Here is a 22,268-nt window from a genome sequence, read left to right as displayed (position 1 = left end):
ACATTTAATCCCTTAATGGGATTCCTCTAGCATCTGTTTGGACGCGGCCGCATAAGATGAGAATACCATCAATAAATGCCCATATATAGCCAGCACCACATAAGAAGTTAGAAAAAAGTTGTCCTAGTCCCATACCTGTATACCCCAAATAAAATCTTCCAGCGCCACAACATCCTAAGAAAATCTGAAGTAATCCTGCTACTAATCTAGATTTTTGCTTTGGCATGTTATAGTTATTATATCCATAATTATTATTTGTAAAATTACCATTTTGATAATCTTGTTTGTAATAATATTGTCCTTCCTGTGTATTATTTGTACCCACATTTTGCTGTGCACCACATTCAGGACAAAAATTACTATCATCACTTATTTGATTGCCACAATTTATACAATACATCGCTTTCCTCCATTCTCTTAAATATAGTTCTATTATATCACTCTACCTATATACATAGTACACGTTTTAAAATTCATCTGTATTTTCTAAATAAATTTTTATTTAAACATTTCTCTTTAATTGACCTACTCTATCAAACAATATAAAATACTATTAAATATTTTTCAAATCGTCTAAAACTAATTATTGTTAATTTATCAATAAAGAAATGAGGTTATTATGAAATCGTCTAACCATTTAAAATCATCTTATTTTATTGCATTTCTTCTTATTATATGTGGCTTCTGTATAATCCTTTTTTACTTGGCACCATCTCTTAAAAACTTTCTTCTTTATAAAAGCCAAGAACAACTTTGTGTAAACCTAAATAATATACCTAACTCATCTTCTTCTAATACTATAGATTTCTCTAATGATATTCCTGATATTTCCAAAGAATACCCAACGCCTACTATTCAAGATAAATTCTTACCCCTATTAGAACTTAATAAAGAAGTAATTGGATGGATTACAATCGATGGCACACCTATTGACTATCCACTAGTTCAACATAGTGACAATCAATATTATCTTACTCACAACAGTAAAGATGATGATTCGATTTATGGCAGCATTTATATTGATCATCGTAATAATAAAGATTTAAGCGATCAAAATACGCTCATCTATGGACATAATATGAATAATGGTTCCATGTTCCATGCCTTAGTTAATTACAAAAAACAAGATTTCTTTGATACACATCCTTATATCTTTGTAAGCACTCTTTCTGAAACATTTACATATGAAGTATTTAGTGTGTATATTGTAAATGCAGACACAGAAACCATAGGTGTTTATTATAAGGATAATGCAGACTTTTTAGATTATATTTCTAATTGTCACTCTCGTTCTCTCTTTAAAAAAGATATTTCTTTTAATGAAGATGATCAGATTATTTCACTTGTTACATGTAGTTATGAATTAGATAATGCACGTACCGTTGTACAAGCAAAAAAATTAAATAATTTTTTTAATGAATGTATATAATTTTTCTTAACTGACCATAATACTAACGTACCAAGTGTGAGGTACATCGCTAAATCCCCCCTCAACCTAGGTTTCTCCCCCTGAAACCTAGGTTCTTTTTATGCAATCTATCAGCTCCTTGATATTTATAGTTTTATTACATATTGAAGAATAATTAGAATTCTTCCCATTCTATAACGTTATGTTTTTAACAATTGCTCAGACTATATATTTTCAATTTTTATCCAAATTTATGTAATTTTCTTTACAATTACCTTCTCTATGTCAAGTAAAAAAAGTTATTTTTTAGTGTGTTAAATTATTGACAAGCATATAGGAGGTGTGTTATCATCATTTTGTAGTCAACTTTAAAGTTTTCAAATAACTAACTACATTTTTTTATGAAATATTTTGTTAAAAAAATAACATTATATTTTAAATAGGCATCACAAAATTTATCATATATATCATTTAATGTCCCATGAGACATTAACAACAGGTTAACACTAGGAGGTTACAAATATGTCAGAAAATAAAAAAGCAAAAGTTGAAACACCAGTTATCGATCCAGTAAAAATGGTTGATGAATTAGCACAAAAAGCATCAGTTGCATTAGACGAAATGCTTAAACTTAATCAAGAACAAGTCGATAAAATTGTAAAAGCTATGGCTCTTGCAGGTCTTTCAAATCAAATGAAACTTGCTAAAATGGCTGTTGAAGAAACAGGCCGCGGAATTTTCGAAGATAAAGTAACAAAAAACATCTTCTCTACTGAGTACATTTACCACAGTATTAAATATGATAAAACAGTTGGAATCATCGAAGACAATGATGAAGAATCATTCATGATGGTAGCTGAACCAGTTGGCGTTGTAGCAGGGGTTACACCAGTAACAAACCCAACATCAACAACAATGTTCAAAGCAATCATTTCTCTTAAAACAAGAAATCCAATCATCTTCGGTTTCCACCCATCAGCTCAACAATGTTCTGCTGAAGCAGCACGTATCGTAAGAGATGCAGCTATTGAAGCTGGTGCTCCAGAAAACTGTGTACAATGGATTGAACATCCATCAATTGAAGCAACTAACGCACTTATGAATCATCCAAAAGTAGCATTAGTACTCGCTACAGGCGGTTCTGCAATGGTTAAAGCTGCTTACTCTACAGGTAAACCTGCTCTTGGTGTTGGACCTGGTAACGTTCCAGCATTCATTGAAAAAACAGCTGTAATTGAAAGAGCTGTAAACGATATTATTTTAAGTAAAGCATTCGATAATGGTATGATTTGTGCATCTGAACAAGCTGCTATCATCGAAGCACCAGTATATGACAAAGTAGTAGCTCTTATGAAAGCTCAAGGATGCTACTTCGCTACTAAAGAAGAAATTAAAAAACTTGAACCAGTTGTAATCAACCTTGAAAAAAATATGGTTAACGCTGCAATCGTTGGTAAATATCCATATGAAATCGCTGCTATGGCTGGTATCACAATTCCTAAAGAAACAAAAATCCTTTGCTGCGAAATTGAAGGTGTAGGTCCTAACTATCCACTTTCTAGAGAAAAACTTTCTCCAGTACTTGCAGTAGTTAAAGCTAAAGATGTAGAAGATGGTATCAAAAAAGCTGAAATCATGGTTGAAATGGGTGGTCTTGGTCATACATCATCTATCCACTCTACTGATGATGAAGTTATTAAAGAATTCAGCCATCGTCTTAAAACTGGACGTATCGTAGTTAACTCTCCATCTACACACGGTGCTATTGGTGACCTTTACAATACAAATATGCCATCATTAACACTTGGTTGTGGTTCTTATGGACATAACTCAACATCTCAAAACGTAACAGCAGTAAACTTAATCAATACAAAAAGGGTGGCAAAACGTAGAGTTAATATGCAATGGTTCAAAATTCCAGAAAAAGTTTATTTCGAAGCAGGTTCAGTTCAATACTTAGCTAAAATGCCTAACATTTCTAGAGTATTAATCGTAACTGACCCAATGATGATTAAATTAGGTTATGTTGATAAATTAACATATCAATTAAGCAAAAACCCTAACAAACCAGTAGTTGATATCTTCAGCGATGTAGAACCAGATCCAGACTTAACAACAGTTCGCCGTGGTACAGAAATGATGAATGCGTTCCAACCAGATGCAATTATCGCTCTTGGTGGTGGATCAGCTCTTGATGCAGCTAAAGGTATGTGGTTATTCTACGAGCAACCAGAAGCAGACTTCATTGCTATGGCTCAAAAATTCGCTGATATTAGAAAACGTGTATACAAATTCCCAAAACTTGGCCAAAAAGCTCAAATGGTATCTATTCCTACAACATCAGGAACAGGTTCTGAAGTAACATCATTCGCAGTTATCTCAGATAAATCTAAAAACATGAAATACCCTCTTGCTGACTACGAATTAACACCAAACGTAGCTATCATTGATCCAGACTTCGTAATGAGCGTTCCTGCTGTACCAACAGCTGATACAGGACTTGACGTATTAACACATGCTATCGAAGCTTACGTATCAATCCTTGCTTCTGACTACACAGATGCCCTTGCTATGAAAGCTATCCAAATGGTATTTGAATACTTACCACGTTCTTACAAAAACGGTGCAAAAGACCCAGTTGCTAGAGAAAAAATGCACAACGCATCTACAATGGCTGGTATGGCATTCACAAATGCATTCCTTGGTATCAACCACTCTCTCGCACACAAATTAGGTGGTGAATTCCACATCGTTCACGGTCGTGCAAATGCTATTCTTTTACCACACGTAATCGAGTACAATGGTGATACTAACCCAAGTAAATTTGTAGTATTCCCTAAATACGAAAAATACATTGCACCACAAAAATTCCAAGAAATCGCTAGAACACTTGGTCTTCCAGCGTCTACTCCACAAGAAGGTGTTAAATCTCTTGCTAATGCTGTAAGAAACTTAATGAAAGAACTTAATATTCCTCTTACAATTAAAGAAATGGGAATCGATGAAAAAGTTTACAATGCAAAAATCGAAGAACTTGCTTATAAAGCATTCGAAGATCAATGTACAACAGCAAACCCAAGATTACCAAAAGTAACAGAGCTTGCTGAACTTTACAGAAAAGCTTACTACGGTAAATAATTTACTAAGTAAATAATTAAGTTTACACTTCAGTTTATACAATTATCAAAATCCATCAATCAATCAAAAAGAGAGTGTCGCAAAACATTTTGCGACACTCTCTTTAACTTACTATTTTCTTTTATTTATATAATCAAAAATAGTTGATTTTATAGTTTGGGTAAAAATTTTTTTAGCTTCTTTAATCTTCTATTATTTCTATCTTTTTGTATTCACATAGTTTTTTTAGTATTTCTCTTATATCTGCTTTAGTCTGTCCAAACATTATTTTTCTTCTAAACTTTAGAATAAATACTATATGCTATTGGCATTTTCATTTATCATTCTATATTTAAAACATATGCCAATAGCTTTAAAAGACGAACTATTTATATCATAACAACATTTTTATAATATTCAACAATAATTTATCTTATATTAAAATTATGAATAGTTTTCTCCAATATTGTTACACTCTCTGAAAGCTTCTCAGCTAAATTTCTTAGTTTATTCATCATAGCCTTTTGTTCAAGGCTTAAATTATTTACAGCTTGTGTAGCTGAAGCGTTTTCTGCTGTGGTAGTGGCAATATTCTCCATTTTTTGACTCATCTCATTTTTTAAGCTAGCCATATGCGATGTTTTTTCATTAACTACTCCTAGTTGCATATCTATTTTCTTTAGAATTTCAATAATTGTAGTAAATGCATGATATGTTTTTTCTACAGCTTGTGCTTGATTCTCAAAGATTGACTTCGCATTTTCTGCAAGTTTTACACAAGATGATGTTTTACTCTCTATATCATTTAACGTTTCTCTTACATGGCTTGTAGATTTCTGAGATTCTTCAGCCAGCTTCTTAACCTCTTTAGCAACTACTGCAAATCCCTTACCTAAATCACCAGCCCGAGCAGCCTCAATACTGGCATTTAACGCAAGTAAATTCGTTTCTTCACTAATGCCATCTACAAGGGCCATAATCTGTTCAATGCTTTTCGTCTTTTTATTAAGTATTTCTATACCTTCACGAATATTTCTTATAACTGCTGTGGAATCCGCCATCGTTTGATTTAATGATTCCATACTATCTGCAGCTTCATTGATAATATTTCTGGCACCTTGAGTATTGTTATAAATCTCTTCTGTATTTTGAATAACCTCTTGAATACTTTTTGAAAGATGCTCCATAGCCATAGTTGTATTTTGCATATTTTCTGCCTGTGCATTGGAGCCATTTGTAATGCCATCTATTGAAAACACTAATTGTCCGAATGTTTCCACAGAATGATCACTGCTTTGTCTTAATACTTCGCCAGCTTCTAATGTCTCTACCACAACCTGCTTTGTCTCTAAAATAAGTTCCCTAATGTTACATATCATATGATTAAAACTGTCACCTAACATACCTAATTCATCCTGCCTTTTTATATTAACTGCAACAGTTAAATCACCTTGTTCTGCTCTTTTCATAAGTTTCATGAGTTCCACTATACTTTTTGTAATACTATTAGCTGCAATTCCTCCTATACCAATTGCAGCTACAATAACTACAGCGATTAAGCACCATACTAATGTTGTTACTCGCTTTAAGTCGCTTGTAAGTGCAGATTTTGGAATTTCAGAAACAACTTTCCACCCATTCTCACCTATAGCATAAGCAATTAAACAATCATCTACCATTTCACTACCATTTTTTGCACCATTTGCGGATTTTATATAGTCTTTTGTTCTGTTTTGTAATATCCTTAAATTACTATCCGAACTAAGTACAATATTTCCCTCTTGATCTACAATACTGATATTAGCACCTTTAAATAGAACAACATCCCCCAGTTGTTCATTTAAACTTTTCATATTTACCTTTATGACGATTTTTCCAAATTTCTCTCCAGTAATGGTGTTTTGTATATTCTTAATATAATAAACACCATCCTTTCCAGCTATGTCTAATAACCATATACCTTTATTATCTTCACACCCTATATCTTTAACTGTAGAAAGCTCTTCATTACTTAAATTATTTAACTTTCCTATTATCTTTCCTTCTTCTGTAACAATAGCTAAGCTATCCATGCTATTTTCTAATGCACTTATACTGACGAGTTGATTTTTAATGTTAACAAAAGCTACAGTCTGTGTAATGACATCTTTTGAATGCATATATGTATTAATAAGGTTATCACTAGAGTTATTAAGATTATTGACTATACATTTATTAATATTCTTTTCAATATCTCCTGAAAAATAATCTAAATTTGCACATGTCTGCTTTACCATCTCTGTAGTAAGCTTACTACTATTTTGTTCCATAACCTTTACAGATTGAACACTGGAAATAATATTTACAATAAGTAATGGTATTATCGCAAATAATGCATTCATTAAAATCAAATGTTTTCTTATTGATCCTTTACGCTTTTGATTAGACCCTAACATTTTCGTCGCCTCCTAGTTTTAATTTTTTCATTCCTTAATATCTAAATTTAGAATGCTGCACATCCCCCCGACTCATAATTAAATCATTTAAACTAAAACAGCTTCAAAAAAATTGATAAGATTTATGTTTTTGGTAAATATTAAATATAAACTTATATCTCATTAGGAGGTTTTTATGAAAAAGCGAACTCTGATTCTTATATTAAGTACGTTTATAGCCCTTTGTCTCATAGGCTGTAGTACTACTAAGGACCCTAATCCTAGTGAAACTACAAGTTCCTTTTTGCAAGCTATGCAGCACCAGGATTATTCTTCTGTAAAAACGTACTATGCTGAAAATGTAGATAACTTTCCTAACTTCAAAAACAAAGTCGAAAGTATCTCACCTCAAGTTGCCAATGAACTCTTCAGTAAAATGTCTGACTTTACTTATACTGTTGAAAAGGCTGCTATTGATCCTAACGATTCTACTAAGGCCACAACTACTGTAAATTTTAGATGTTATGACTTAGGAAAAGCCTTTGAGAGTATTATCTTAGATTATCTAGATACGGACCTTACTATGACTTTCAATGGTGCAAAAGACGATGAAATTGTTCGAGAGGCTGAAGATGTCATCGTAAAACGTATTGATGAAAGTAAACAAGATTTTATCGTATCTATTCCTATTTCTCTTACCCTTAAAGATAATACATGGAAAGTTAATAAACTTGAAAGTAATCTAGATCTCATGAATGCCCTCTCCGGCAATATTCTATATACTATCAGAAAACTTACAAATACCCTTAATACCCCTACTGAAAATTCAAGTCTAACTACAAATTCAACTAATAATTCAGCTACTTCAAGTAACACTTCTCAGTAATTTCTAATTTTCTCCTAAAACGGGGCTAACTATGCCCCTTATTTTTAACTCTTCCCCTTATTTTTATATTATCACAACATTTGTGTTTTTTTAATTTATTTTTTATTTATTTTATTTATTTTATTTATATTTTTCTATAGGTATCTTATAAACTGCCTTTGTCCATAGTAAATATATGCTATAATACTATTATCTAGTCCTATTTTTTTAGGAAATATTTACGATACAAAGGAGATTGTATATGAGACTAATTAACTCTTTTACCAAAAATTGGCTAAATTTTTCTATAACTTTTACAGTACTTACCATTTCTTGCTTTGCAAATCCAAATCAAACACAAATTAAACTAAATAACAAGTTATTAAGTACACCTGTTGCACCTATTCAAGAAAATGGAACAACCCTTGTACCACTTCGCGTAATCAGTGAAAATTTAGGAGCTACTGTTAACTTTAATTCCAGAAATAAAGAAATTACGATTACAAAAAGTAGTCAGAAAATCGTCCTTACACTTGGAAAAACTGCAGCACTTGTAAACAATACAAAACAAATACTTACTAAAGCACCAACTACTTTAAACAATACAACAATGGTACCATTACGTTTTGTAAGTGAGCAATTAAACTGCACTGTTAATTGGGATAATGCAACTAAACTTATTAGCATCACTTCAAAAAATGCAACTGATGCTTCTCAAAAAACAGAACTTCCTGTAGCAACTTTAAAAATCAAAGACTATGGCATTGTTACATTAGAACTCTATCCTGAAATGGCACCAAATACAGTAAACAACTTTATTGCTCTCGCTAACAGTGGTTTTTATGATGGACTTACTTTCCATCGCATCATTTCAGACTTCATGATTCAAGGTGGTGATCCAGAAGGCACTGGTATGGGAGGCCCTGGTTATAGCATTGCCGGCGAATTTGAAATAAATGGTTTTACTCAAAATACACTTTCACATGAAGTAGGTGTCATCTCTATGGCTAGAAATTATATGCCAAATAGTGCTGGCAGCCAATTCTTCATCGTCTCAGGAGAAGCCACTTACCTTGATGGCCAATATGCTGCATTCGGTAAAGTCACTTCAGGGCTCGATATCATTAATAAAGTTCAAAACGTTCCAACAGGACCTTCTGACAAACCAAAAACCCCAGTAGTTATCGAAACTCTTCGCGTAAATACCCAAGGCATCACTTACCCTGCACCAACTAAGGTTGAAAAATAAATAAAAAGAATGCAAAATTATAATTTTGCATTCTTTTTATTTATTCTGCGGTTCTTCGATTAAACTGATCTTGACCACTTGATGTTTGGTCTGTATTTGTTGATGTACCAGCTTTAACTGCTAATGGATCTTGCTCTGGTGAAGTGATATTTTGGGCTGCTTCAATTTTTGCCTTAGCTTCTGCTTCTTTTTGTGTTTTTATAGCTTTATTGAGCTTCATAAGTACTTGAACCATTTCGCCTTTTGTAACTGCTTTAGCAGGTGAAATATTTTCACCATCTAATTCCATAAGTCCAGCTTGTACAGCATATATTAATGCTGGTTCATAACTATTATCTTGTATATCTCCAATATGTACATCATCATGGTTTAAGACTAATTTATTTTCTGTCACTTCATAAATTATCTGTGCCAACTCTTGTCGTGTTAAAGTCTCTCCTAATTGCTTATCTGCTAGATTTTTCAGTGTTTTAATTTGAAGTTTAGATGCTATTGAGCCTACATATGGATGCTCTGCCATATTTACATTTTTGAAATAAAGATTTATTGTAGAACGACCTAATTTCATCGTCTCTATCTGATGAATAAGGAGTAATTTATCCATAATCTTTAAAGCTTCTTCGTACTTAATATTACTATTTGGATAAAAGCTACCATCTTTAGATGCCTCTAATATTCCTAAACCAATAGCCTCGTCAATGGCTGTTTTATATCTTCATTTTCTTCAATGTCACTATATACTACACCGCCAGTAGTTTGTAATCTAACAGTTGTAACAAGTTCATTGATGTTAATCCCTAACTGTGCCATCATTTCTGAAGAAGCTATTAATTCTTTAATCTGATCATCTGTAAACATATTTTGTGTAGCTATCTTCATGTCATCTACTTTTACAGTATAACCTAATGAAGTATATGGTACCTTTTGTATGAATCGTTCTAAAATCTGTTCCTTCTGTTGTTCACTAAGCAATGGTATGATTTCTTGAGTTTTCATACCTGAATTAGCAATCATACTGCCATCCATAGATACTTTCGTCGCCACATGTGTTACTTTACTAAATCTACTTAAATCACGGTCTGTATTATAACGTCCTGATGAACTTACTTTGGCACTTTCTTTTTCCAGCTTATCCTTTTCTTCTTCTAATCTTTTATCTTCTTCAGTTCCACGCATAATATCAATATAATATTGACGCTGCTTAGTATTCTCAGCAGTTACTGTAATCGTAATGTGATTTTTGCCCAATGATAGCGGTGTAACTATTTCTTCGTCTACCTCTGCTTTAGGATCTTCTGCTTTAGGATAAATTGCTAAGTACTTTGTATCTTTATTTACCTGTAATGTATACTGTGTATTCTCTTTTGTGAATTCTGGTTCTAATTTACCTTCACCTAAAGTTATTGACTGTAAATAATTATTTTTGCTGCCACCTATTTCTTCTGCACTAACATTCTTTAAAATATGTATTTCAAAAGCATCTGTATTATCACGCTCTATTTTTAAATTAGTCCAGTTGTCCGTACTATTGTTTATACCCTTTCTATTCAGTTCAACTTCCATTTCTCTAAGTTCTGTGACATTAAACCACTGTCCATCTATACCGCCGTCCCACTGTGCTAATCTATAGCTTATTTTTAACCTTTTTGTAGTTGGTTCTATTGTATAAGCTACAAAAGTAGGAATATACCATTCAAAAGACCTGATTTCTTGAAGTGGTAATCCTGTATCTGCATCCACTACTTTAAAGTAAACCATATGCTGTACGTCGCTTATAGGTATTCCTCCTGGTATATGTATGCCTACTTTTGGTAATTCAAACTCTTCAGTATCCTGAATTGTTACTGATAATTGATTTTGTTCTTCTATATTATTTGCATTTACAAGACTTCCACTTAAAATAACTCCCGCACATAATGTGAGTGCACCTATCTCCCTGAGTCTTTTCATTTTACCCACTCCTTAAATCTTATGTCTATTCTATTATGATACTTGATTTTATGCCTTATCTTCATCTTATCATATCTTAAGTTCTAAAAAACATTTTTGCATAAATTTGTATATTTTTTTGTATTAAATTGAAGTATTTTTAGACAAAATTGAAGCATTACAGAATAAAATTCTGTAATGCTTCCTGCTATCTAATATACTATTTAAGATATTTACTTAATTCACCTGTGTAACAAAGTGATAAACGGTGTAATGCTCTTGTACATGCAATATAAAGTAACTGTTGATCTTCTTTTTCATAATAATTTTCTTCATTTACTTCATATACAATAACAGCATCATACTCTAATCCTTTTGCCATATATACTGGCATGATGAGTACACCTTTTTCAAATCCATCTTCTTCTGGATTGAGTTTGCGAAGCTCGATTTTTTAGCAAGCTTACTATACACATGATTTACTTCTTTTTGTGATTTACAAATGATTGCGATTGTTTCATAACCATTTTTCTCATATTCTTTCACCTTATCTTCAATCCAGTCAAACATTTGTCCCATATTTTCCTGCTGGGCTACAATAGGTACTTCATCATGACGTTCAAAAGCAATACTCATATTTTGTGTATCACGTAATTTCTTTGTAAATTGACTGATTTCATAAGATGAACGGTAGCTTTTATTTAAACTTAATTTAAGTGCCTTTTTAGGTGCTAAAATACGAATCACTTCATCATATAAATCTTCTGTTTCTGACTTTTCAATAGTTTGTCCAATATCTCCAAGTACAGTGTATTGTGCGTTTTTAAAGATTTCACCTAATACTTTGTATTGTAATGGATAGTAATCTTGTGCTTCATCAATGAGAAGCTGTCTGATTTGTGGATAATGATGTTGATCTTCTATTCTAAGTTTTAAGTATAAAAGGGCCATACCATCTTCATAATTGGCTAAGTCTGGACGTAAGCTTTTAGCTGTGAAACTACGGATATTTTCCATGTTTTTAGGCATATTCAATCCTTCTACAAAGCGGTTCCATAATGTCTTATCTTTAAATAACTGTTCATATAACTTAAATACATTTACTTTTGTGAAACTACGCATGGCTTCTAATGTTTCTTGGCGATAATTACTGAGTGTATTATTAAGCTGTTCTTCCTCTTTGTAATCATAGCCCCCTTTTTTACGTAGCTCATTCATCATCTCTTTGCGTTTTGCTTTTTCAAGCTCATTTAACTTCTTTATTAAACCATGTTCAATACGTCCAAGACGTTTACCAATAGCCATTTGAATCGGATTATCTAAGAAGTTTTTGCGAAGGTCTTCCCCTTTTGCAATAAGTTCACCAGCATATTTTACATCTCTAAATGTAATTAACTCATTTTCATAAGCATCTACTAAACGATCTAATAAGCTGATAAATGTGCTTGAACCTTTGAAACTAATGTTTTTACGAATATGATAACGATTTTTATGTGTAATCATAAATTCTAATTGGCTGCTTCTAGAACGTAATCTTATACTATTTTTAAAGTACATATCGAAGAAATCTTCCATTGTACTATAGCATACATTATTTTCACCAAGCTCTGGTAATACAGTAGACACATATTCTCCAAATAAATGGTTCGGTGAAATAATCATAACGTTTTCACTTGTTAACCCTTCATTCATACGTTCATAAAGTAAGAAAGCAATACGGTGCATGGCAATAGAAGTTTTCCCACTTCCTGCTACCCCTTGTACAATGAGAAGGTCATTATCTACATCCCTGATAATAAGGTCCTGCTCTTTTTGAATTGTCTCAACGATATTTTTCATATGACTAGAAGCATTATTTCCTAATGCTTGTTGTAACATTTCATCTGTAATTGTAAGGGCACAATCAAAGAAATATTTTAATTCCCCTTTTTCAATTTCATACTGGCGTTTAAGGCTTACTTCTCCATTAATGTCTCCGCAAGGTGCTTTATAGCTGGCTGCACCTAATTCACTACGATAAAACATACTCGCAATAGGGGCACGCCAGTCATAAACCATTACTTCATAAGTATTATCATTCATTACATTTTGATAGCCAATATAAACTTTCTCTGTATCCTCGTCTTCTTCTTTGAAATCAAAACGTCCAAAATAAGGTTTATCTAAAATTCTTTTATATTTTTCAACTTTACTAAGTTTATGTTCATAATGAGATGTCTCAATACGTTCCATTGTGTGATATTGGCTCAGCTCAATATTTCTATCATAATCATCTACAGCTGGCATGCCACCTTCGAACATTTCTTTACGAAGAGCTACTAAATTCTCTTTTTGCTCTGCTGCTGCTTTGCCACCAATATGGATTTGCTCATTTAAAAAGTGTGTTACAGACTTTAAGTACTGCTGCTCTTGTTCTAGTTGTTTATTGTAATCGCTCATTTATTTTCCTCCATTAAGTCCCTTAAAGGCTATCTTACTATAATAGCATGAGGCACTTTTTTAGGCTAGGATTATCGCCTAAATTTATCTTAGCATAAGTTAATCACAATTCTATAAATATTATTCAAGCTTATCCACAGCTTATATAACAATTAACAGAATTTTTGTTAATAAACTTCACATTAAAAGACGATACCTTAAGATACCGTCTTCTACATCTAATTTATTAATACTTTTTAATGAGCTCATCTATTCTTAGAAATACTTCATCCAAATATTTTTCCGGTTCTTCTTCATATTGGATAACGCCTTCTACTAAGATTTTTTCAAATTTGGCAATGCCTAAGCCTTTAAATAAATCCTTACAATAATTTACGCCATGATTTAACTTCCATTCTAAGAAGAAAGGAAAGTCACCACCAGCTGTTTGTAAATAAAACATATTGCGTTCTTTATCATTTAAAAGAGGTTCTGATCGCTTCTTCTCATCTTTAAAATTGATAACTTTACCACCTAAACAAATACAATCAATATACATCTTAAGCCTTGCTGGGAAAGTTAAATCCCACATAGGTGTAGCAATGACATACATATCCGCTTTAATGAATTGATCCCCAAGCTCATCGATTCTATCTACTGCCTTCTTATCTTCACTGCTTAACTTATCATAAGCTTCCCCACTCACTAATTTCAGTTCATCACCTAAGTAAATAGGCCATACTTCTGGAATATGACTCTGATATAAATTCAGTTCTTCTAGCTGATACTCTGGATGCCTCTTTAAAAAATTGGTCACAAAATAACGCCCTAGCTTCTTACTAATAGAATCATCTTCTTTAGAAGGGCTGGCTGTAATATATAAAAGTGTCTTCATAAGGATGCCTCTTTCTTGCATTTTCCCCTTATTATCTACAGGCATATTGTTTTTTATGCCTATTTTATAAATCTATTTCTCATTTTATGTCTAGCCTCTTCTACTGAAATGCACTGGGCATATCTTCTAGGCCACATATGTTCATTATGATATTTATAGCTTTGCTTTCCAGTCATAAAGGCATTATCTACTGTGGTATTTGCAAAAGATGGTACAATCATCTTAAAGCCATGTTCAAAGCCGCATTTCACTGTGGTATCTATACAATAATCCGTTTGAAGTCCTACAAGGATAATCTCCTGTTCATGCTTATCCTTTAAGTATTCTAAAAGCCCCGTATCTCTAAAAGCACTATTTACACACTTATCAAAGACTTTTTCACCTTTATTAGGTGCAAAGCCTTCATATATTTCAAAGCTTGGATTACCTATAGTTAATGCTTCATTTGGCCCATCATCATGCTGCTGTGTGTCTACTACTAATTAAATCTCCTCCAAGTTTCTATAGTGTTATATTTCTTGCCTCTTATAAGTCAAATCACAAAACCTAAATAACTTACTGTATAGCTTCTGCTTATTTTATATGTCCGGCTTATTTTAGCCTCTTAGTTAAGTTATTAAATTTATTATAGCCCTAATCCTTAAGAAATGTCGTTAAACGTGTTTGTTATTTTTCAAATTAGAGTATTATTAGTTAAATCTTTTTAAGAATTCTATTTCTTTATATTTATGCTATATTGTTAATAACTAAATATTAAAGTATGCAATACCGGATAAATCTTCTACTGCTTGTTTTTTCTCTAAATCATATATGACAACGTTATCTCCTCTCCACTCAAATTCTTTTCTTTCCCTACAAGTAACCAAGTTTTACTATAAAAAAGCCTCTATATCTAGTTGAATGCTGTACTACTAAATGTAACTAGCATCCCTAGATACAGGGGCAATTCTTTGAGTTATCCCAACTCTTAATTACTCAAGCTCGAAAGCTCCAGTGTATAGTTGATAATATTTACCATGTTTTGCGAGAAGTTCCTCATGGTTACCTTTTTCGATAATTCTACCTTGTTCAAGTACCATGATATCATCTGAGTTTTTAACTGTTGAAAGTCTGTGTGCAATTACAAATACTGTACGTCCGTGCATTAAAGCATCCATACCTCTTTGAACGATTGCTTCTGTACGTGTATCAATACTTGATGTTGCTTCGTCGAGGATCATTACTGGTGGGTTGGCAACTGCTGCTCTAGCGATAGAGATAAGTTGTCTTTGACCTTGTGATAATCCTGAACCATCTCCAGAAAGTACTGTGTTGTAGCCTTCTGGAAGTCTAGTGATAAAGTCATGTGCATTAGCAAGTTTTGCTGCATTAATACATTCTTCATCTGTTGCATCCATTTTACCGTAACGGATGTTTTCCATAACTGTTCCTGTGAAGAGGTTAACTTCTTGAAGTACTACCCCTAATGAACGACGTAAATCGTCTTTTTTGATTTTGTTGATATTGATACCATCGTAACGGATTTTACCATCAGCAATATCATAGAAACGGTTAATAAGGTTAGTAATAGTTGTTTTACCAGCTCCTGTAGAACCTACGAAAGCAACCTTTTCGCCTGGAAGTGCTTCAAGAGAAATATCGTGAAGTACAATTTTATTTTCTACATATCCGAAGTCTACTTCATTAAGTGTTACATCCCCTTCAAGCTTTGTATAAGTTACTGTGCCATCACTGTGTGGATGTTTCCAAGCCCAGATGCCTGTTTGCTGCGGTGTTTCTACTAAGTTTTCGCCTTCGTATTTTGCGTTAACTAATGTTACATATCCTTCATCTGTTTCTGGTGCTTCGTCCATTACTTTGAAGATACGTTTTGCCCCTGCAAGCGCCATAACAATCGCATTAGTTTGTTGTGCTACTTGTCCGATAGGCATTGCGAAACTTCTACTAAGTTGTAAGAAGGCAACAAGTCCACCAATTGTAAGTCCACCTACACCTTTAAGTGTAAGGAATCCTCCTAATGTAGCAATTAAAACAAATTGTAAGTTTCCGAGGTTAGCCATAATAGGCATAAGAATATTCGCAAAGGTATTTGCCTGTGTTGCATTTTCACAAAGCCCTTCGTTTAATTTATCGAAGTCTGCCTTTGCTTTTTCTTCATGGCAAAATACTTTTACAACCTTTTGACCATGAATCATTTCTTCAATGAAACCATTTAATTGACCAATTGCTTGTTGTTGTTGCATAAAATATTTAGCACTGTTTCCACCAACTTTTTTAGTCACTTGTAGCATTAAGAATATAGTAACAATAACAAAAATTGTTAAGTAGACACTTGTGTATACCATCGCACAGAACACTGATACGATTGTAATAACAGATGAGAATACTTGTGGAATACTTTGTGAAAGCATTTGTCTTAATGTATCTGTATCATTTGTATAATGACTCATGATATCCCCATGTGTATGTGTATCAAAGTAACGAATAGGGAGTTTTTGCATATGTGCAAACATTGTATCACGAATTTCTTTTAAAATACCTTGTGCAATAAATACCATTAAATAATTATAAACGTAAGTTGCTATAATACCTACTATATAAATACCTGCCATTATTAAGATTGCTCTTAATAAACCATCAAATACAGGATTTGCTTCTAAAAGTAATGGTGCAATATAGCTATCAATAAGTGTCTTTAAGAACATTGAACTTGCTACACCTACTAAGGCACTAATTAAGATACATACGAGTACCGTAATAAATTGTAATTTATAATTACCAAGGTAACCTAATAAACGCTTCGTAGTTGCTTTATCTGGTTTTTGTTCTGGACCACCTTTACTCATGATCTTCACCTCCCTTAGTTTGAGAAGTATAAACTTCTTGATAGATTGCATTAGATTTAAGTAATTCTTCATGTGTACCTACTGCATCTATTTTACCATTATCAAGAACGATAATCTTATCTGCATGTTCAATAGAAGAAATACGTTGTGCAATAATAATTTTAGTTGTATTTGGAATTTCCTCTGCAAATGCCTTACGAATAAGTGCATCTGTTTTTGTATCTACCGCACTTGTAGAGTCATCTAAAATAAGGATTTTAGGTTTTTTAAGAAGTGCTCTTGCAATACAAAGTCTTTGTTTTTGACCACCTGATACGTTCGTTCCACCTTGTTCAATATGTGTATCATAACCTTCTGGGAAAGTAGTCACGAAATCATGAGCTTGCGCAAGTTTACATACGTGGATTAATTCTTCGTCAGTTGCGTTTTCATTACCCCAACGTAAATTTTCTTTAATAGTTCCTGAGAATAGTACATTCTTTTGTAGTACCATTGCTACTTCATTACGAAGTGATTCAATATCATAATTTCTAACGTCTACGCCGCCAACTGTTACTTTACCTTCTGTAACATCATATAAACGTGGAATAAGTTGTACAAAGCTTGACTTTGAGCTACCTGTACCACCGATAACACCAACTGTTTCACCAGATTTGATATCAATATTTACATTACTAAGACATAATTTATCTTTACGTTTTGCATAACTAAAGTTAACATCTTCAAATTTAATGCTACCATCTTTTATTTCTTTAATAGGGTTTGCACCATTTGTTAAGTCACTTTGTTCATCTAAAATTTCTACAATTCTTTTAGCTGATGCTTCAGAAATAATAATCATAACGAATACTATAGAAAGCATCATAAGTCCCATTAAGATTTGCATTGCATAAGTAATAAGACTCATAAGCTCGCCAGTTGTAAGCTCACCACCTACGATTAATCTTGCACCAAACCAAGAAATTAAAATCATACATAAGTATATTGAAAATTGCATAAGCGGACCATTGAAAGCAATAGTTTTCTCTGCTCTTGTAAAGTCAGAATAAATCTCATTTGAGATATCTGTGAATTTCTTTTCTTCTACATCTTCTCTAACGAAAGATTTAACAACGCGAATTCCGTGTAAGTTCTCTTGTACAACGTTATTTAGCTTATCATATGTGCGGAATATTTTTTCAAAGATTGGGTAAACCTTGTGAATAATAAAGAATAAACCGCTACCTAAAATTGGAATTGTGATTAAGAAGATAAACGCAAGTTTTGCACTAATTGTAAATGCCATTGCTAATGAAAAGATTAAAATCATTGGTGCACGTACTGCTATTCTTATAATCATCTGATATGAATTTTGTACATTTGTAACATCCGTTGTTAAACGTGTTACAATACTTGCGCTTGAAAACTTATCAATATTTGAGAATGAGAAGTTTTGTACATTATAGTACATGTCATGTCTTAGATTCTTTGCAAAACCTGCCGACGCAATCGCCGCAAATTTCCCAGAAAGGGCACCGAAGCTTAATGACATCACACATGATACTACTAAAATAATACCCATTTTAGCAATATAGCCCATATCGCCTTGATCAATACCCATATCAATAAGCTTTGCCATTAATATAGGAATGATTACTTCCATGGTAACTTCTAAGACCATGAATAGCGGCGTTAAAAGCGATGCTTTTTTGTACTCTCTGATACAGCCTGCTAATTTTTTAATCATAGCGACCTCCTTATATAATATTTCATTATTTGTTAGCCTTCTAAATTATGTTTAAGTTTATCCATAATCTCATGGAATATTTGTCTCTCTCCTTCGTTAAGGCCTGCTACTAACCTTTCTTCAAAAGCTTCTATTTCAAGATTGATTTGTTCTTGAAGCTTAATAGCTTTCTCTGTAAGTTCCAACTTCTTAAGTCTCGCATCATGAGCTACTGGGCAGCGAACAATAAGACCATTTTTTTCCATGCGTTGTAATATGGTGGTTGCAGTAGAACGTCTAATAGAAAATCGCTCTTCTATATCCTTTTGGTACACATCTTCTCCTTGGCGTTCGTAAATATAACCAATCATCCAGCAGTGTATACCTGTTATACTCTCTGCTGCCTTTAAAGCTGGTAAATTACCTACATTCCTTTTAATTAAGTTAGCTAATACACGGATTTCAAATCCTATGCCCCCTTTCACTTTGCCCTCACCTCCTATGCGAAAACATTTGACTGTAACTTAATTGTTAGCATGCTAACATATTATATTAGAAAATGGAAATGGCGTCAATCTTAAAAAGTGCTAAATTTTTGACTAACTCTTCCACTTGATATAGGAAAATAACCTATCGAGCTCGTGGGCTACTGGTTAAGATTTGCACTTTTTATGACTGGAACTGGGTGTTGAAAAAATAAGGTTTGTATAAAAAAGAGGCTTGATTGGTGGCAATCTTGGCTCTTTGGGTCACTTATAACAGCCTTCTTCCTGCCACTCATAAAGGCCTCTCCAAAAAAGCTCTTTAAAAAACACAGTAAGACTGCTGCTTACTTTTGCCTGTATCATATCTTTACTTTAGAATAATCTAAGCCATATGCTAACCTATTAACATATATCTATTAAAAAACTGCCGATGAAAATTACAATTTTCTCAGCAGTTTTTACAATTAATTCTATTTATCTAAAATTCACCCTACAACTTCCGTAATTTTTACATTTTTTTATTTTTCCATTTATGATAGAATTATAATTGTATATATTTTATAAACATTCATAACTAAATAGGAGGTTTTCATGAAAAACATTAGCATCATACAAAAAATTATCTCATTTTTCATTTTAAGTCTTGTTGTTTCAGCCTCTATTATAGGTCTACTTACTTATCACACGTCTAAAACACTTCTGCAAAACACTACACAACTTGCTAGTGTGCAAACTTTACAAGAAAGTAAAAATGGCTTTGAAATTTATTTAAACTCTCTTTATCAGCAAGTTAATCTATTAGCTGAAAAAAGTGAAATACAACATTTAGAAAATCCTGATTTAGTAGAATCTAATTTAATTATTGCAGGAGATTCTTTAGTCGCTGCCCTTAAAGCACTCCCTAGTGCTGTCCGCTGTGCTTATATTACTGAAAACGGCAGACTCTTAGCAGTAGATGCTTCTAAAAGTGGCGATACTACAAAATATAAAAGTTCATTGAAAGAAAATGTCAATAGTGCTTATGAACCTTGGTATGTTTCAGCACTCAATAATAAGGATAATGATACAAATGCTGCAATCTGTACAGATCCTTATCTTTCAACAACTTATGGTAAGCAGGTCATTACTGTAAGCCGCTGCGTAAAATCAGCTGGCAAAGTTGTTGGAGTCATTGCTATTGATATCGATTTCGATGAATTCAGTACCCTTTTTAATAATATTAAATTACTCAATACTGGCTACGTATATCTTGTAAATAATTCTGGTAGCATATTGGTTACCCCACCTAATAAAGATGTAGATTTTGCTGGATTTAGTATGCTAGATTTCTGGCCAAGATTAAGTGCTGATGAAGCCGTAAGTTTAACAACCAATATCAATGGAAATAACTACTATATTACAAGTCTTACAGAACCTATTACAGGTTGGAAACTTATTGGTATGCTCAATGAGAAAGAAATCACATCAAGTTTAACAAAACTTTCTATTAGAACACTTATTGTAAGTGTCTTTGCGGTCATTATTAGCTTCCTTGTAATCATTCCAGTTATTAAATCTATTAAAAAGAAATTTAATCGTTTAGGTAATATGATTAATCAAGTGGCAAAAGGTAATTTCACACCACAGCCTGTGATTGGTGGTCACGATGAATTTCATACTTTAAGCGTACATATTAACGATATGATTACAAATATCTCTAGTTTAATTTACAACGTAGATCATACAGCACAAACTATTTTTAACACCTGTAACGAACTTGGCACTATCATGACCCATACACATGAGGTTTCAAATAATGTAAAAGTAGCTATCGAAGAAATCTCTATTGGTACGACACAACAAGCTGAAAGCTTACAAGACATAAATATCCAAGTTGAAAACTTAGCTCAGCAATTAGATGCAACAAAAAATCATACTTCAGATGTAAGAGCTATGTCTACCGATACACAAAAACTTAGCAACACTGGTTTAGACATGCTTAAAACTTTAAATGCCACTTCAGCTCATGCACAGAAAATCTCACTTACAGCTTATAACTTCTTTAAAGAAATGACAGAAAGCATCCATAAAATCAGCTATATGTCTGATGCAATCATTAGCATTACCAATCAGACAAACCTCCTTTCCCTTAACGCTAGCATCGAAGCAGCCCGTGCTGGAGAAAGCGGTAAAGGTTTCGCCGTAGTTGCCGAAGAAATTCGCAAACTCTCTGAGGCTTCTAAAAAATCAACTGATGAAATCAAAGCCATCGTAGATGAAATCTACCGCAAAGCCGAACAAGCCAATACTTCTCTTGAAGAAAGCAATGCACTCCAAGAAGAACAGGCACACGCTATCACAGAAACAGAAAATGTCTTCCACAACATTCTCGCTTCTATAGCAAACCTTATTACAAAGATTTACGAAATCGATAATCTTAATAGCCAAATGATTACAAGTAAAAATATCGTAATCGAAAACATGGATGAAATTGCTGCTATCTCAGAAGAAACAGCTTCTTCCTCACAAGAAGTAGATACTTCTTCTGAAGAAGTATCTACTTCTATGGATAGCCTAGCAAGCCAAATCCAAGACCTCACAGGAGCTGCCGAAACACTCAAACAAAGCCTCACCTATTTCAATCTAGAGGCGCAAGACAACCTATCCGATTTAGCCGCCCATGACAACTTAGAAATGCAAGAAACTCAAGCAACACAAGAAAGCCTAGCAGAACAAGAAAGTCTAATAGAACAAGAAAGTCTAATAGAGCAAGAATCTATGACGTCAAAAGATAACGCTCCAGAAGAAACTTTAAAAGAAAACCATTCTGCCTAAGCTGTTAAGATATATAATTTAGTTATATTACGATAGCTTAAGAAGATATATTGCAAAACCCCCAAGGAACTTACTTATACTTGTAGTTCCTTGAGGGTTTTTATTTATATTATGATTTTAATC

Annotated in this window: 16 protein-coding genes and 1 pseudogene; 5 read left to right on the top strand and 12 right to left on the bottom strand. The window is 33.0% G+C overall.

The window, feature by feature from the left end; genetic code table 11:
* Positions 1-4 precede the first annotated feature (4 nt).
* A complete protein-coding gene (locus tag JCM14822_RS19225; RefSeq protein WP_083461316.1) occupies positions 5-400 on the bottom strand; it encodes a zinc-ribbon domain and TM2 domain-containing protein in 396 nt (131 codons plus the stop codon).
* Positions 401-619: 219 nt separating this feature from the next.
* Between JCM14822_RS19225 and srtB the strand changes: the two genes are divergently transcribed.
* On the top strand, positions 620-1,429 hold the full coding sequence (gene srtB / locus JCM14822_RS07290) for a class B sortase (protein WP_054741026.1): 810 nt from the start codon (positions 620-622) through the stop codon (positions 1,427-1,429).
* 501 nt (positions 1,430-1,930) lie between these two features.
* Positions 1,931-4,546 (top strand): bifunctional acetaldehyde-CoA/alcohol dehydrogenase, encoded by a 2,616-nt coding sequence (gene adhE, locus JCM14822_RS07285; RefSeq protein ID WP_054741024.1) that lies wholly within the window; start codon positions 1,931-1,933, stop codon positions 4,544-4,546.
* 181 nt (positions 4,547-4,727) lie between these two features.
* Here adhE and JCM14822_RS24475 read toward each other — a convergent pair whose 3' ends face one another.
* Positions 4,728-4,835, bottom strand: coding sequence for a hypothetical protein (locus tag JCM14822_RS24475; protein ID WP_304502431.1), 108 nt, complete (start codon positions 4,833-4,835; stop codon positions 4,728-4,730).
* Between the two features lie 118 nt (positions 4,836-4,953).
* A complete protein-coding gene (locus tag JCM14822_RS07280) occupies positions 4,954-6,960 on the bottom strand; it encodes a methyl-accepting chemotaxis protein (protein ID WP_054741022.1) in 2,007 nt (668 codons plus the stop codon).
* 175 nt (positions 6,961-7,135) lie between these two features.
* On the opposite strand from JCM14822_RS07280, the gene JCM14822_RS07275 reads away from it, so the two are divergent.
* Both JCM14822_RS07275 and JCM14822_RS21725 read left to right on the top strand, forming a co-directional pair.
* Positions 7,136-7,825 carry an outer membrane protein assembly factor BamD gene (locus JCM14822_RS07275; protein ID WP_054741020.1) on the top strand — a complete coding sequence of 230 codons (690 nt, stop codon included), beginning with the start codon at positions 7,136-7,138 and terminating at the stop codon, positions 7,823-7,825.
* A gap of 241 nt (positions 7,826-8,066) precedes the next feature.
* Positions 8,067-9,053, top strand: a complete 987-nt coding sequence (locus JCM14822_RS21725) for a peptidylprolyl isomerase (protein WP_083461315.1) — start codon at positions 8,067-8,069, stop codon at positions 9,051-9,053.
* 40 nt (positions 9,054-9,093) lie between these two features.
* Here the strand turns inward: JCM14822_RS21725 and JCM14822_RS07265 are convergent, their stop codons facing one another.
* The 9 genes and pseudogenes from JCM14822_RS07265 to JCM14822_RS07230 all read right to left on the bottom strand — a co-directional run bounded on the left by JCM14822_RS07265 (position 9,094) and on the right by JCM14822_RS07230 (position 19,331).
* The gene (locus tag JCM14822_RS07265) at positions 9,094-9,657 is read right to left on the bottom strand and encodes an S-layer homology domain-containing protein (RefSeq protein WP_054741018.1); all 564 of its coding nucleotides are present in this window, start codon (positions 9,655-9,657) and stop codon (positions 9,094-9,096) included.
* A 74-nt stretch (positions 9,658-9,731) separates the two neighbouring features.
* Positions 9,732-11,003 carry a cadherin-like beta sandwich domain-containing protein gene (locus JCM14822_RS07260; protein ID WP_054741017.1) on the bottom strand — a complete coding sequence of 424 codons (1,272 nt, stop codon included), beginning with the start codon at positions 11,001-11,003 and terminating at the stop codon, positions 9,732-9,734.
* A 199-nt stretch (positions 11,004-11,202) separates the two neighbouring features.
* Positions 11,203-11,376 (bottom strand): ATP-binding domain-containing protein, encoded by a 174-nt coding sequence (locus JCM14822_RS19210; protein WP_083461314.1) that lies wholly within the window; start codon positions 11,374-11,376, stop codon positions 11,203-11,205.
* Entirely contained in the window at positions 11,349-13,421 is a 2,073-nt protein-coding gene (gene helD, locus JCM14822_RS07255; protein WP_054741015.1) for an RNA polymerase recycling motor HelD, read from the bottom strand. Before helD ends, JCM14822_RS19210 begins: the two co-directional genes overlap by 28 nt.
* 226 nt (positions 13,422-13,647) lie before the next feature.
* Positions 13,648-14,295, bottom strand: a complete 648-nt coding sequence (locus tag JCM14822_RS07250) for an FMN-dependent NADH-azoreductase (RefSeq protein WP_054741084.1) — start codon at positions 14,293-14,295, stop codon at positions 13,648-13,650.
* A 59-nt stretch (positions 14,296-14,354) separates the two neighbouring features.
* A pseudogene (locus JCM14822_RS07245) lies at positions 14,355-14,741 on the bottom strand (isochorismatase family protein); the annotation flags it as partial.
* Positions 14,742-15,266: 525 nt separating this feature from the next.
* Positions 15,267-17,141: an ABC transporter ATP-binding protein gene (locus JCM14822_RS07240; RefSeq protein ID WP_054741011.1), complete on the bottom strand. Its 1,875-nt coding sequence runs from the start codon at positions 17,139-17,141 to the stop codon at positions 15,267-15,269.
* Positions 17,134-18,867, bottom strand: a complete 1,734-nt coding sequence (locus JCM14822_RS07235) for an ABC transporter ATP-binding protein (RefSeq protein WP_054741009.1) — start codon at positions 18,865-18,867, stop codon at positions 17,134-17,136. The genes JCM14822_RS07240 and JCM14822_RS07235 overlap by 8 nt, the downstream gene beginning before the upstream one ends.
* Positions 18,868-18,899: 32 nt before the next feature.
* On the bottom strand, positions 18,900-19,331 hold the full coding sequence (locus JCM14822_RS07230; protein ID WP_054741007.1) for a MarR family winged helix-turn-helix transcriptional regulator: 432 nt from the start codon (positions 19,329-19,331) through the stop codon (positions 18,900-18,902).
* A gap of 591 nt (positions 19,332-19,922) precedes the next feature.
* Here JCM14822_RS07230 and JCM14822_RS07225 point away from each other — a divergent pair.
* Entirely contained in the window at positions 19,923-22,145 is a 2,223-nt protein-coding gene (locus JCM14822_RS07225) for a methyl-accepting chemotaxis protein (protein ID WP_054741004.1), read from the top strand.
* Positions 22,146-22,268: the final 123 nt, after the last annotated feature.

Source organism: Cellulosilyticum ruminicola JCM 14822 (assembly GCF_001311925.1).
GTDB lineage: Bacteria > Bacillota > Clostridia > Lachnospirales > Cellulosilyticaceae > Cellulosilyticum > Cellulosilyticum ruminicola.
The sequence above is the reverse complement of the archived record's forward strand: the minus strand, read 5'-3'. Positions and strand labels throughout refer to the sequence as shown.